Source organism: Mycolicibacterium septicum DSM 44393, assembly GCF_000455325.1.
In the GTDB taxonomy this organism is placed as follows: Bacteria; Actinomycetota; Actinomycetes; order Mycobacteriales; family Mycobacteriaceae; genus Mycobacterium; species Mycobacterium septicum.
On sequence record NZ_HG322953.1, the window covers coordinates 191,293 to 203,065 of the forward strand.

12 protein-coding genes, 1 tRNA gene and 1 pseudogene are annotated in these 11,773 nt (G+C 65.9%); 10 read left to right on the forward strand and 4 right to left on the reverse strand.

Annotated features, from left to right (window positions below; all coding sequences use genetic code 11):
- The 4 genes and pseudogenes from TX88_RS35410 to TX88_RS27855 all read left to right on the forward strand — a co-directional run.
- Positions 1 to 1,969, forward strand: a pseudogene (locus tag TX88_RS35410) (beta-ketoacyl synthase N-terminal-like domain-containing protein); the annotation flags it as partial.
- A 35-nt stretch (positions 1,970 to 2,004) separates the two neighbouring features.
- The gene (gene acpS / locus TX88_RS27845; protein WP_044522422.1) at positions 2,005 to 2,397 is read left to right on the forward strand and encodes a holo-ACP synthase AcpS; all 393 of its coding nucleotides are present in this window, start codon (positions 2,005 to 2,007) and stop codon (positions 2,395 to 2,397) included.
- Positions 2,398 to 2,517: 120 nt separating this feature from the next.
- Positions 2,518 to 3,846, forward strand: a complete 1,329-nt coding sequence (locus TX88_RS27850; RefSeq protein WP_044522423.1) for a dipeptidase — start codon at positions 2,518 to 2,520, stop codon at positions 3,844 to 3,846.
- Positions 3,847 to 3,852: 6 nt separating this feature from the next.
- Entirely contained in the window at positions 3,853 to 4,842 is a 990-nt protein-coding gene (locus TX88_RS27855) for a calcium/sodium antiporter (protein ID WP_044522425.1), read from the forward strand.
- A 10-nt stretch (positions 4,843 to 4,852) separates the two neighbouring features.
- On the opposite strand, the gene bcp is transcribed toward TX88_RS27855, so the two are convergent.
- On the reverse strand, positions 4,853 to 5,326 hold the full coding sequence (gene bcp / locus TX88_RS27860) for a thioredoxin-dependent thiol peroxidase (RefSeq protein WP_044524133.1): 474 nt from the start codon (positions 5,324 to 5,326) through the stop codon (positions 4,853 to 4,855).
- Positions 5,327 to 5,431: 105 nt separating this feature from the next.
- Between bcp and TX88_RS27865 the strand changes: the two genes are divergently transcribed.
- Positions 5,432 to 5,659, forward strand: a complete 228-nt coding sequence (locus tag TX88_RS27865; protein WP_044524135.1) for a DUF3618 domain-containing protein — start codon at positions 5,432 to 5,434, stop codon at positions 5,657 to 5,659.
- Positions 5,660 to 6,749: 1,090 nt separating this feature from the next.
- On the forward strand, positions 6,750 to 6,932 hold the full coding sequence (locus TX88_RS27870; RefSeq protein WP_044522430.1) for a hypothetical protein: 183 nt from the start codon (positions 6,750 to 6,752) through the stop codon (positions 6,930 to 6,932).
- Positions 6,933 to 6,997: 65 nt separating this feature from the next.
- On the opposite strand, the gene TX88_RS27875 is transcribed toward TX88_RS27870, so the two are convergent.
- Positions 6,998 to 7,073: transfer RNA gene (locus tag TX88_RS27875), tRNA-Lys, on the reverse strand.
- A gap of 147 nt (positions 7,074 to 7,220) precedes the next feature.
- Between TX88_RS27875 and TX88_RS27880 the strand changes: the two genes are divergently transcribed.
- Both TX88_RS27880 and TX88_RS27885 read left to right on the forward strand, forming a co-directional pair.
- Entirely contained in the window at positions 7,221 to 8,441 is a 1,221-nt protein-coding gene (locus TX88_RS27880; protein ID WP_044522431.1) for a L,D-transpeptidase, read from the forward strand.
- 97 nt (positions 8,442 to 8,538) lie between these two features.
- Complete coding sequence (locus TX88_RS27885) at positions 8,539 to 8,901, forward strand: nuclear transport factor 2 family protein (protein ID WP_044522438.1); 363 nt, start codon at positions 8,539 to 8,541, stop codon at positions 8,899 to 8,901.
- Here TX88_RS27885 and TX88_RS27890 read toward each other — a convergent pair whose 3' ends face one another.
- Together TX88_RS27890 and TX88_RS27895 are read right to left on the reverse strand one after the other, a co-directional pair.
- Positions 8,902 to 9,381 carry an SRPBCC family protein gene (locus tag TX88_RS27890; protein WP_044522442.1) on the reverse strand — a complete coding sequence of 160 codons (480 nt, stop codon included), beginning with the start codon at positions 9,379 to 9,381 and terminating at the stop codon, positions 8,902 to 8,904.
- Entirely contained in the window at positions 9,378 to 10,064 is a 687-nt protein-coding gene (locus TX88_RS27895; RefSeq protein ID WP_044522444.1) for a DUF899 domain-containing protein, read from the reverse strand. Before TX88_RS27895 ends, TX88_RS27890 begins: the two co-directional genes overlap by 4 nt.
- A 141-nt stretch (positions 10,065 to 10,205) precedes the next feature.
- Between TX88_RS27895 and TX88_RS27900 the strand changes: the two genes are divergently transcribed.
- Both TX88_RS27900 and TX88_RS27905 read left to right on the forward strand, forming a co-directional pair.
- Complete coding sequence (locus tag TX88_RS27900; protein ID WP_044522446.1) at positions 10,206 to 10,979, forward strand: SDR family oxidoreductase; 774 nt, start codon at positions 10,206 to 10,208, stop codon at positions 10,977 to 10,979.
- A gap of 334 nt (positions 10,980 to 11,313) precedes the next feature.
- On the forward strand, positions 11,314 to 11,773 hold a 460-nt coding region (locus TX88_RS27905), incomplete at its 3' end, for a PPE family protein (protein WP_044522449.1).

Genomic DNA, 11,773 nt, shown 5'->3' on the forward strand with positions numbered 1-11,773 from the left:
CGCTGCCGTCCCCGCCGCGTGGATACAACCCGGCCCCCGCGCCGGAGTGGGCCGATCTCGACGTCGACCCGGCGGACCTGGTGGTCATCGTCGGTGGCGCCGAACTCGGGCCGTACGGCTCGTCGCGGACCCGCTTCGAGATGGAGGTCTCCGGCGGCTGTCGGCGGCCGGTGTGCTGGAGCTGGCCTGGACGACCGGTCTGGTCAAGTGGGAAGACGATCCCAAGGCCGGCTGGTACGACGCCCAGACCGGTGAACTGGTGCCCGAATCGGAGATCGTGGAGCGCTACCACGACGCCGTGGTGGAGCGCTGCGGTATCCGCGAATTCGTCGACGACGGTGCGATCGATCCCGATCACGCCTCGCCGCTGCTGGTCAGTGTGTTCCTGGACAAGGACTTCAGCTTCGTGGTGTCCAGCGAGGCCGACGCCCGTGCGTTCGTGTCCTTCGACCCCGAGCACACCGTGGCCCGGCCGGTGCCGGATTCCGGTGACTGGCAGGTGATCCGCAAGGCGGGCACCGAGATTCGGGTTCCGCGCAAGACCAAGCTGTCGCGCACGGTCGGTGCCCAGATCCCCACCGGGTTCGACCCGACGGTGTGGGGCATCACCCCGGACATGGCCAACTCGATCGACCGGGTGGCGCTGTGGAACATCGTCGCCACCGTCGACGCGTTCCTGTCCTCGGGCTTCACCCCGACCGAGCTGATGCGTTGGGTTCACCCGAGCCTGGTGGCCTCCACGCAGGGCACCGGCATGGGCGGCATGACCTCGATGCAGACCATGTACCACGGCAACCTGCTGGGTAAGTCCAAGCCGAACGACATCCTGCAGGAGGTGCTGCCGAACGTCGTTGCGGCACACGTCATGCAGTCCTACGTCGGCGGCTACGGCGCGATGGTGCACCCGGTCGGCGCCTGCGCCACCGCGGCCGTCTCGGTCGAGGAGGGCGTGGACAAGATCCGCCTCGGCAAGGCCGACCTGGTGGTGGCCGGCGGCTTCGACGACCTGACCCTGGAAGCGATCATCGGCTTCGGTGACATGGCGGCCACCGCCGACACCGAGATGATGCGGGCCAAGGGCATCAGCGACTCGAAGTTCTCCCGCGCCAACGACCGTCGTCGTCTCGGCTTCCTGGAAGCCCAGGGCGGTGGCACCATCCTGCTGGCCCGCGGTGACCTGGCCGTCAAGATGGGCCTGCCGGTGCTGGCCGTCGTCGGCTACGCGCAGAGCTTCGCCGACGGTGTGCACACCTCGATCCCGGCTCCGGGCCTCGGTGCCCTGGGCGCCGGGCGTGGCGGCAAGGAATCGCAGCTGGCCCGCTCGCTGGCCAAGCTGGGTGTGGGTGCCGACGACATCGCGGTGATCTCCAAGCACGACACCTCGACGCTGGCCAACGATCCCAACGAGACCGAGCTGCACGAGCGGCTGGCCGACTCGATGGGTCGTTCGGCAGGTGCCCCGCTGTTCATCGTCAGCCAGAAGACGCTGACCGGGCACGCCAAGGGCGGCGCGGCGGTGTTCCAGATGATGGGTCTGTGCCAGATCCTGCGCGACGGCGTCATCCCGCCGAACCGCAGCCTGGACTGCGTCGACGACGAGCTGGCCACCTCCGGCCACTTCGTCTGGGTGCGCGAAGCCCTCGACCTGCGCGGCAAGTTCCCGCTCAAGGCCGGTCTGATCACCAGCCTCGGCTTCGGGCACGTGTCGGGCCTGGTTGCCCTGGTGCACCCGGAGGCGTTCATCGCGGCGCTGGATCCGGCCGAGCGCGACGACTACCGCAAGCGTGCCGAGCAGCGCACGCTGGCCGGTCAGCGTCGTCTGGCCGGGGCGATCGCCGGTGGACGTCCGATGTACGAGAAGCCCGCCGACCGCCGGTTCGACCATGACGTGCCGGAGAAGCGTCAGGAGGCAGCGATGTTGCTGAACGCGGACGCCCGACTCGGCGATGACGATCTCTATGTGCGGTGAGTGCGCGCACGGACGGGTGAGCTAGGTTCGCTTCCATGGCGATAGTGGGAGTAGGCATCGATCTGGTTTCCATACCTGATTTCGCCGAGCAGGTGGACCGGCCGGGAACCGTATTCGCCGAGACGTTCACGCCAGGTGAGCGCCGGGACGCCGCGGACAAGAGTTCGTCGGCGGCCCGGCACCTGGCGGCCCGGTGGGCGGCCAAGGAAGCCGTGATCAAGGCCTGGTCGAGCTCGCGCTTCTCCAAGCGGCCGGCCCTGCCGGAGGGGATCCACCGCGACATCGAGGTGGTCACCGACATGTGGGGTCGGCCCAAGGTGCGGTTGTCCGGCGAGATCGCCAAGCACCTTGAGTCCGTGACCATTCATGTCTCGCTCACCCATGAGGCCGATACCGCCGCCGCGGTGGCCATCATCGAGGAGCCCTAGCTCTCTGCACTCTCTGCACCCTCTGCACCGCGAGCGACCGTGTCTGTACGCCGACACGCCGCATTTCATGGCATTTTGCGGTCGCTCGCGGTGGACGGCGGACCTACTAGTGTCGTCACCATGAGTGACGTGGTGGCGCGGGTCCAGCAGGTGTTGCCGTCGGTGCGGTCCGATCTGGAGGATCTGGTCCGCATCCAATCGGTGTGGGCCGACCCGGCGCGGCGCGACGAAGTGCATCGCAGCGCTGAGGCAGTCGCAAAGCTGTTGAAGGACGCGGGCTTTCCCGAGGTCCGGATCGTCAGCGAGGGCGGTGCGCCCGCGGTCATCGCGCACTACCCGCCACCGGCCGGCGCACCCACGGTGCTGCTGTACGCCCACCACGACGTGCAACCCGAAGGGGATCCGACCCAGTGGGATTCCGCGCCGTTCGAGCCCACCGAACGTGACGGCCGGCTCTACGGCCGGGGCACCGCCGACGACAAGGCCGGTATCGCAACACATCTGGCCGCGATACGGGCGTTCGATGGCAAACCTCCGGTAGGCGTCACGGTGTTCGTCGAAGGCGAGGAGGAGTCCGGGTCGCCGTCGCTGGGTGCACTGCTGGCCGCGCACAAAGATGCACTGGCGGCCGACGTCATCGTCATCGCCGACTCGGACAACTGGAGCACCGAGATCCCGGCGTTGACCGTGACCCTGCGCGGCCTGGCCGATTGCGTGGTCGAGGTGGCCACCCTGGACCACGGGCTGCACTCGGGCCTGTGGGGCGGGGTCGTGCCGGACGCGTTGAGCGTCTTGGTGCGACTGCTGGCCAGCCTGCACGACGATGACGGCAACGTCGCGGTCGCCGGGTTGCACGAGGCGACGGCAGCCGACGTGGACCGCGGACCCGACTGGGTCCGGCAGGAATCCGGCCTGTTGGCCGGCGTGTCCGAAATCGGTTCCGGCTCAGTCGTGCAACGCATGTGGGCCAAGCCCGCCATCACCGTCATCGGTATCGACACCACACCCATCGACAGGTCGTCGAACACCCTGATCCCGCGCGCCCGCGCCAAGATCAGCATGCGGGTCGCGCCCGGCGGCGACGCCCACGCGCATCTCGAGGCGTTGACCCGTCACCTCCAGGCCCACGTTCCCTGGGGCGCCCAGGTCACGGTCAGCCCGGGCGACGTCGGTCAGCCCTATGCGATCGACGCCTCGGGGGTGGTGTACGACGCGGCCCGTTCGGCGTTCCGCACCGCATGGGGAACCGACCCGGTGGACATGGGCATGGGCGGATCGATCCCGTTCATCGCCGAATTCGCCGAAGCGTTCCCGGCCGCGACGATCCTGGTGACCGGTGTCGAGGATCCGGGCACACAGGCGCACAGCGTGAACGAAAGCCTGCACCTGGGAGTGCTGCAGAAGGCGGCCACGGCCGAGGCGCTGCTGCTCGAAGCGCTGGCTCGCTAGACCGAGATGGCCAGCAGCGTCGGCTGGTTCGTCGTCGGCCTGGTCGCCCTGGCGATCGGCGCCGAGGTGATGGTCCGCGGCGGTGCGCAGCTGGCATCGAGGCTGGGTATCAGCCCCATGCTGGTCGGGCTGACCGTGGTGTCGATCGGCACCAGTCTGCCCGAGCTCGCGGTCGGTGTCACCGCGGCGCTGGAAGGTAGCGGGGAGTTGGCGGTCGGCAATATCGCCGGCACCAACGTGGTCAACATCCTGTTCATCCTCGGCCTCAGCGCGCTGATCCGTCCGCTGGCGATCGAACGACGGACGTTGCGCTTCGACCTGCCGGTGATGGCCGGCGCGGCGGTACTGCTGTGGGTGTTGGCCGTCAACGGGGTGCTGTCCCGGCTGGACGGCCTGATCCTGGTGTGCGGCGCCGTCGTCTACACGGTGGTGCTGATCCAGATGTCGCGGCACGAGAGTCGGGCCACGGTGGCCGAGTACGCCCAGGCGTTTCCGGCCGTACCGGAACCCGGTGGCGCAACCAAACGCGTTGGCGGCACAACAGTTCAGCACGTCGCCATGACCGTCACCGGTATCGCGGTGGTGATTCTCGGCGCGGAGTGGCTGGTCGGCGGGGCGGTGGGGATAGCCCGTGAATTCGGGGTGTCCGATGCGCTCATCGGTCTGACCGTCGTGGCGATCGGAACCTCGGCCCCGGAGTTGGTGACGACGATCGTCTCGACGGTGCGCGGCCAACGTGACATCGCGGTGGGCAATCTGCTCGGCAGCAGCGTCTACAACATCCTGCTGATCCTCGGCATCACCTGCCTGGTCCCCGCGAACGGGCTGGCGCTGACACACAACCTGGTGTGGATCGACATCCCGCTCATGGTGGCCGCAAGCCTGGCCTGTATCCCGATCTTCGTCTCGGGCCGGCAGGTGCACCGGGCCGAGGGGGCCGCGATGGTCACGGCCTACCTCGGCTACCTGGTTTTCCTGCTGACGACTCAGCCCTGACCGGGTCGAGTCAGAGGGACAGGTCGCGGCGCAGCTTGGCGACGTGACCGGTAGCGCGCACGTTGTACTGCGCGACGGCGATCTTGCCCTTTTCGTCGACGACGAACGTCGAGCGGATGACGCCCTGAACCGTCTTGCCGTACATGGTCTTTTCGCCGAAGGCGCCCCAGGCCGTCAGCACCGCACGGTCGGGATCCGACAGCAACGGGAAGGTCAGCTCTTCCTTGTCGCGGAACTTGGCGAGCTTCTCCGGCTTGTCGGGGGAGATGCCGATGACGTCGAGTCCGGCGCCGTTCAGTTCGGCGAGGCTGTCCCGGAAATCGCACGCCTGCTTGGTGCATCCGGGTGTCGAGGCGGCGGGGTAGAAGTACACGATGACCTTGCGGCCCTTGTAGTCGGAGAGCTTGACGACGTTGCCGTCGGCGTCGGGCAGGCTGAAAGCCGGGGCGGTGTCTCCCACCTCGAGGCGCGGGGTTGGCGGCATGCGCGGGTATCCCTTCTTGTCGACCGGTTCCGTCGTCACGGCGCCGGCTGATCTAGGGTAGTGCGGCAGGGCAGCACGACGTGGAGCGGCTTGGAGGAGCAAACAGTGGCGAACCGGGACCCGGAGAGCATCAAGCGGGACATCGATCAGGCTCGCGATCAGCTGGCGGTGACGGTCGACTCCCTGGCCGAGCGGGCCAACCCGCAGCGTCTGGCCGATGATTTCAAGTCGGCGGTGATCGGCTTCATCAAGAAACCCGCAGTGACGGCGTCGTTGGCCGGTGCGGGTGTGCTGGTGGTGTTCGTCGTCGTCCGGCGGATAAAACGGCGCTGAGCTGATTTGCAGGGCGAGTGTGCCCTGACGTGATACATGGGCCGCTGGGCGACGCTTGATGCGCTGCTCAGCGGCCTTTGTGGTTTGATTCGCCGCTCAGCGGCTCCAGCTTGATTCGCCGCTCAGCGGCGGCGGAACAGCAGCCAGTCCGTCAACGAGAAGCTCGGGGGATTGGCGACGCGTCCGAGACGGTTGCAGCTATACACCATGACGGGCTGATTCGTAGCAACAAATGCGGAGGTTGATGCACCCGTGGGGTCGACGCCACCTGCGGTAGCCATCAGCTAACACCTCTTATCCTGGCGCAATCGCCACATGGTACTGAATCGCAACGGATCAGCTAACTCGAGATTAACATGGTTTCCTGCGTCTGACCAGCGAAAGCGCTGAAGTCAAATACTAAGCAGTAACTTACGACCACGTCAACCTGAGAGGCCCGTCACGATTCCCTGTGTTACGACAGAGTTACCAGCACATTATCTAGGGGTATCGACGAGCGGATTCTCGGCGGTCGTAGGGGCGCTCACGGCAAAGTCGATCGGCGTGTCGGCCGGTTTGTGTGGGATTGGCGCCGGGTACGCCGGCTGAAATTGGCACGATCGCCTGAAATGTTTGCTGAGGTATCGGCTTCGCGCGATGGGCCTTTGGCCCCTCTGTGCCGGTTTACCCCGATTTGGTGGGGAAAATGATTGGCAAACGCGTAGCCGTCTGGTAGCTCGGGGTGTCCTGTGCAACTTTGTGCCGGAAAGTCGCCGTAGCTGAAATCCGGTGCATTGCACCGTGGGAACGGCTCATTCTCGTCGAACCGGTTGCTAGCGCATAGGTGTCCAGCTAAGGTCGACCTCGGGTCAGGATAGGGGAGTCGGACCTGGGTGTTGAGCTCGGCCGCAACACGCGACGAACGTGTGACAAGGGGGTATTGCGTTGCAGCTAACTTATTTTCCGTTTGCCAGGATTGCTGCGTGTGCCTTCGCCGGTAGCGCCTGTCCCGACGGACTCATCGTCGGGATTCGCTGACAACACCCGATGGCCCATGTTGAACCTCTCGGTAGGGATGTGGGCCGTGGTCACACCGACTGGAGGTAGCCATATGGCGCATGTGAGCGATGAAACGCTCGGCGATCTACGCAGGGAACTCGACCGCTTCAAAACCGTGCAGTACCGCGATAACGGCTACGCCGCCGCGCATCTGGCGGGTGCGGTGGAGATGTTGTTGGAAGAAGCCGAACCCAGCATCGGCGACAGGCTCGCCGACAGGTATCGAGCCAGATAGATGCACCGCCGCAGTAACTCTCAAACGCTGAAACGCAAAAACCCTGCCGAGGCAGGGTTTTTGGTTGGTGCGCCGTCAGGGTTTCGAACCCCGGACCCGCTGATTAAGAGTCAGCTGCTCTACCAACTGAGCTAACGGCGCGCGTGAGAGACAATAACAGGAGTTTCACTCAACAGTGAAATCCGCTGGTGGCAGGCTTGGGGGCACGTTCAAGTCGGCTCGATCCAGCTGGAACCCTTAGACTATTGCCAAGAATTTGCTATCGACCGTGCGAGGGGTAGGACGAACATGGGGCAGGCCCAGACGCTGACCCGTCCGTATCGGGGTGTGCTTCGTCGAGCGGTGGTTGTCATGGTGCCGGCGATGATGTTGGGCCTCACGGCGTGCGGGGGCGAAGATCCGCAGGGGCCGCCGCCGGTGATCACCGACAAGGGCACTCCTTACGGCGACTTGCTGGTCCCCAGGGTCAACGCCTCGGTGACCGATGGTGCGGTCGGGGTGACCGTCGACGCACCGGTCACGGTGAGCGCAGAGAACGGTGTGCTCGGCGGCGTCACCATGACCAACGAAGAGGGCGGCAGCGTTGCGGGCAAGTTCAGCGCGGACGGGCTGACGTGGTCGGCCACCGACCCGCTCGACTACAACGAGCAGTACACCCTCAATGCGCAGTCGCTGGGGCTCGGCGGTGTCGCCAACCGCCGGCTGCGGTTCGAGACGCACTCCCCGGCGAACCTGACGATGCCCTACGTCCTGCCCAACGACGGGGAAGTGGTCGGAGTTGGTCAGCCGGTGGCAATCCGTTTCGACGAGAACATCACCGACAGGTTGGCAGCCCAGCGCGCCATCACGGTCAAGACCAACCCGCCGGTCGAAGGGGCCTTCTACTGGCTGAACAACCGCGAAGTGCGTTGGCGCCCAGCTAAATACTGGAAGCCCGGCACCTCGGTGGACGTGACCGTCAACACCTATGGCGTCGCCTTGGGTGACGGACTGTTCGGCCAGGGCGACGTGTCCACCCACTTCACGGTGGGCGACGAGGTGATCGCGTCCGCCGATGACAACACCAAGACGCTGACCATCCGGCGCAACGGCGAGGTCATCAAGGCCATGCCGATCTCGATGGGCAAGAACAGTTCTCCGACCAGCAACGGCGTCTACATCATCGGCGACCGCTTCGATCACATGGTGATGGATTCGTCGACCTACGGGGTACCGGTCAACTCGCCCAACGGTTATCGCACCGAGGTCGACTTCGCGACCCAGATGTCCTACAGCGGCATCTATGTGCACGGGGCGCCGTGGTCGGTCGGCAGCCAGGGCTACAGCAACGTCAGCCACGGCTGCCTCAACGTCAGCACGGCCAATGCGCGCTGGTTCTACGAGAACACCAAGCGCGGCGACATCGTCGAGGTTGTCAACACCGTCGGCTCGGTGCTGCCGGGCACCGAGGGCCTGGGGGACTGGAACATCCCCTGGGATCAGTGGCGCACCGGCAACGCCAGCACCTGATTTTCGGCATCGCCCGATTACCTGCGCGGTAATCGACAACGCTTCCCGTATCGGTGAATCTGACTGGGTCCCAGTTGATTACCGTGAAAGAGGCGATATGGCCGAGTTCGACGACACCGTCACCGCATACCTGCGCACCTGGAATGCCACCGACACCGCCGAGCGGCGGGCGCTGCTGGAACGGCATTGGGCGCAGAGCGTCACCTACACCGATCCGCTGGCTCAGGTGAGTGGGCACGACGGTATCTCCGGGGCCATCGAGGCCGTACAGGCTCAGTTCCCGGGCTACGTGTTGACACTCGTCAGCGGGCCGGACGCCCATCACCAGCAGGCGCGTTTCCAGTGGGGTCTCGGTCCGCGCGATGCCGAGCCGGTGGTGGTCGGTTTCGATGTGCTCTCCACCGACCCCGGAGGACGCATACAGACCGTGCTCGGGTTCCTGGATCAGGTGCCCGCCTGATTACTTCGCCGCGCGGTCCAGTGCCGCAAGCGATTCGGCGAGGAAGTCGCTGTCGAACGGCGGCATCCCGCCGATCTGGTCGCGGAAGCTCTGCGGGGTGTCGGTCCAGTCGTAGGTGATGGTGACGTCGGTCTGGTCGCCGTTGGGGGCCAGGTCGTAGCGCCAGCTCCAGCCGCCCGGTGCAATCTGGCCGGTGTCGTCGAGTTGGCCGGGCAGCCAGGCGATGGTCCGGTCCTTGTCGAAGACGGTCACCAGGTTGTGCATCACGTAGTGTCCGCCCGCCTGCGGCAGGAACATGTTGATCGCGAAGATCTGGCCGGTCCCGGTGATCGGCTCGGGATCGATCGCGTCGCGCACCCAGTCGCCCGGCTCGGTGTCGCAATGCCGGGCCGGGTCGGCCAGGACTGCGAACACCTGGGCCGGGGACGCGGAGATGGTGCGGGTGACGACAAAGCGTTCCTGGTCGGTTGAAGCGGTCATCGAGGGTCCTTTCCATACAGGCGGGCAATGTCCGGGCTGTCGAGCCAGCCCGAGTATGTGGGTCGCGAAGGCCACCCTTCGGGGGAATCGAGCCATTCCTCCTGCCGGCCGTACGGCAGCAGGTCGATCAGGGCGAAGGAGTGGCTGAGCTGTTCGGTGCCACGGCCATTGGTGTGCCAGGTGCGGTACACGGTATCGCCGTCGCGCAGGAAAACATTGACCGCGAAGCCTTCGCCCGGCGCGGCGTCGACGTCGGTGCCGAAGGAGCTGTCCGACGACGAGTACCAGTCCATCCGGTTACCGACCTTGTCTCGGTAGGCCAGTGCCTCCTCGATCGGTCCGTTGGTGACGATGACGAAGCGGGCGTCGTAGTTGTCCAGGAAGTCGAGGCGGGTGAACTGCGACGTGAACCCCGTGCAGCCGCCGCACTGCCATTCGGCGCCGTCGGTCCACATGTGGTGGTAGGTGATCAGCTGGGTGCGGCGGTCGAACACGTCGGCCAGCCGCACCGGCCCGTCGGCGCCGATGAGCGTGTAGTCCGGCAACTCCACCATCGGTAGGCGCCGTCGCGCCGCAGCGATCGCGTCCAGTTCCCGGGTGGCGGCCTTCTCCCGACGCCGCAGGTCGTCCAGTGCGGTGCGCCAGGCCCGCGGGTCGACTGTCGGAGGTTTTCCTGTCGTCATGAAGGGCTCCTGATTGCAGTTCGGAGAATCTCGTTCTCTTAAGTGGACCCGCCGCGCGTCCGGAACTCATCGCACGCGGTAATGTCCGACGAGCGAAGGGTGACCTAACACCTCGAGATGAACCATGGAGGTTGATCCAGAATGAGCAGTCAGCGAGCCGATGCAGCCGGGCTGCGTCTCCTCGTCGTCGGTGCCTCGTCGGGCATCGGCCACGCTGTTGCGGTCAGTGCCACCGAACGCGGCGCCAAGGTCGCGGTGGCGGCACGACGCATCGACCTGCTGAAATCCCTGGCGGAGGTCACCGGCGGGCACGCCTTCGAACTCGACGTCGAGGACTCCGCGGCGATCAACCGAGTGGTCAACGACGCGGCGGACGCCCTGGGCGGCCTGGATGCCGTGGTGTTCACCAGCACGGTGATCCCGTTCGCCTATATCGAGGACACCGACGTCGCCACCTGGTTGCACGCATTCAGCGTCAACACCGTCGGCGCCAACAACGTGCTGCGGGCCGCGGCGCCCCGACTGGCCGAGAACGGTGTGGTCCTGGTGGCGTCCAGCTACGACGTGGGTCGCCCGCGGGCCGGTGTGGCCGCGTACAGCGCAAGCAAGGCCGCTCTCGACGAGATCCTGCACTCATGGCGCATCGAGCATCCCGAGCTGTCGCTGATCCGGGTCGGCGTCGGCCCCACCGATGACACCGAGATCCTTCGCGGCGCCGACCGCGACCTGCTCGACCAGTTGGTCACGACGTGGGTGGCCCAGGGCGCCCTGCCGGCCCGGATGTCGGCCCTGCGCGACGTCGCCAACACCCTGGTGTCGCTGGTGACCACCGCGTACGAGAATCCGACCGTCGTGCCCGAAGTCGTGCAGCTGGCCCCGCGGATCAAGAAGGGCGCCGGGCGCGCGTCGAAGTAGCGGTCGGCCGGGGAGTCCCGGCTCGACCGTTTCCCGGCCGCCGTAGTGGATGGCCCGGTTTCCGGTCACGCACATTTTTGACTGCCTGACTGTTGGCGGTGGTGACCGCCGTATGTCTTCTGGGCGTGGCCGATGTGTCATCAATGCGTCACCAGATGTCTTGAACTGTAATAACATTCACCGCTCTGTTCCGGCGCGGTGCTGTGGCGACCCTGCAGAACCTGGAGCTTCCTCCGACCGCTGTTTCTATGAGTTCCGCCAGATTCATTGATAATGACAATCATATTCAATAATTTGGACGCTTCGAGTAGACGGGCTACAAGGGGGGTTTCTCATGGCCGCGGTATGGATGGCCTCGCCACCGGAGGTGCATTCCACATTGCTGAGCAGCGGCCCCGGACCGGGGCCGATGTTGGCCGCCGCCGGCGCATGGGCGTCGTTGAGCGTCGAATATGCCGCAGTCGCAGAAGAACTCGCAGCAGTGCTCGGTGGGGTGCAGGCAGGTGCGTGGCAGGGTCCGAGTGCGGAACGGTACGTCGCCGCTCATCTTCCGTATCTGGCGTGGCTGCACCAGGCCGGCGCCGACAGCGCTGCGGCCGCGGCCAGGCATGAAACCGCAGCCGCGGCCTATGCCAGTGCCTTGGCGGTGATGCCCACCCTGGTCGAGTTGGCCGCCAACCACGCCCGGAACGCAGTCCTGGTGTCCACCAACTTCTTTGGTATCAACACCATTCCGATCGCTGTGAACGAGGCCGATTACGTGCGGATGTGGATCCAGGCAGCCATCACGATGG

Excerpts from the sequence above, each read along its gene's own strand:
- acpS (WP_044522422.1), top strand. The coding sequence starts at position 2,005 with ATGGCGATAGTGGGAGTAGGCATCGATCTGGTTTCCATACCTGATTTC.
- TX88_RS27850 (WP_044522423.1), top strand. The coding sequence starts at position 2,518 with ATGAGTGACGTGGTGGCGCGGGTCCAGCAGGTGTTGCCGTCGGTGCGG.
- TX88_RS27855 (WP_044522425.1), top strand. The coding sequence starts at position 3,853 with ATGGCCAGCAGCGTCGGCTGGTTCGTCGTCGGCCTGGTCGCCCTGGCG.
- bcp (WP_044524133.1), bottom strand. The coding sequence starts at position 5,326 with ATGCCGCCAACCCCGCGCCTCGAGGTGGGAGACACCGCCCCGGCTTTC.
- TX88_RS27870 (WP_044522430.1), top strand. The coding sequence starts at position 6,750 with ATGGCGCATGTGAGCGATGAAACGCTCGGCGATCTACGCAGGGAACTC.
- TX88_RS27880 (WP_044522431.1), top strand. The coding sequence starts at position 7,221 with ATGGGGCAGGCCCAGACGCTGACCCGTCCGTATCGGGGTGTGCTTCGT.
- TX88_RS27885 (WP_044522438.1), top strand. The coding sequence starts at position 8,539 with ATGGCCGAGTTCGACGACACCGTCACCGCATACCTGCGCACCTGGAAT.
- TX88_RS27890 (WP_044522442.1), bottom strand. The coding sequence starts at position 9,381 with ATGACCGCTTCAACCGACCAGGAACGCTTTGTCGTCACCCGCACCATC.
- TX88_RS27895 (WP_044522444.1), bottom strand. The coding sequence starts at position 10,064 with ATGACGACAGGAAAACCTCCGACAGTCGACCCGCGGGCCTGGCGCACC.
- TX88_RS27900 (WP_044522446.1), top strand. The coding sequence starts at position 10,206 with ATGAGCAGTCAGCGAGCCGATGCAGCCGGGCTGCGTCTCCTCGTCGTC.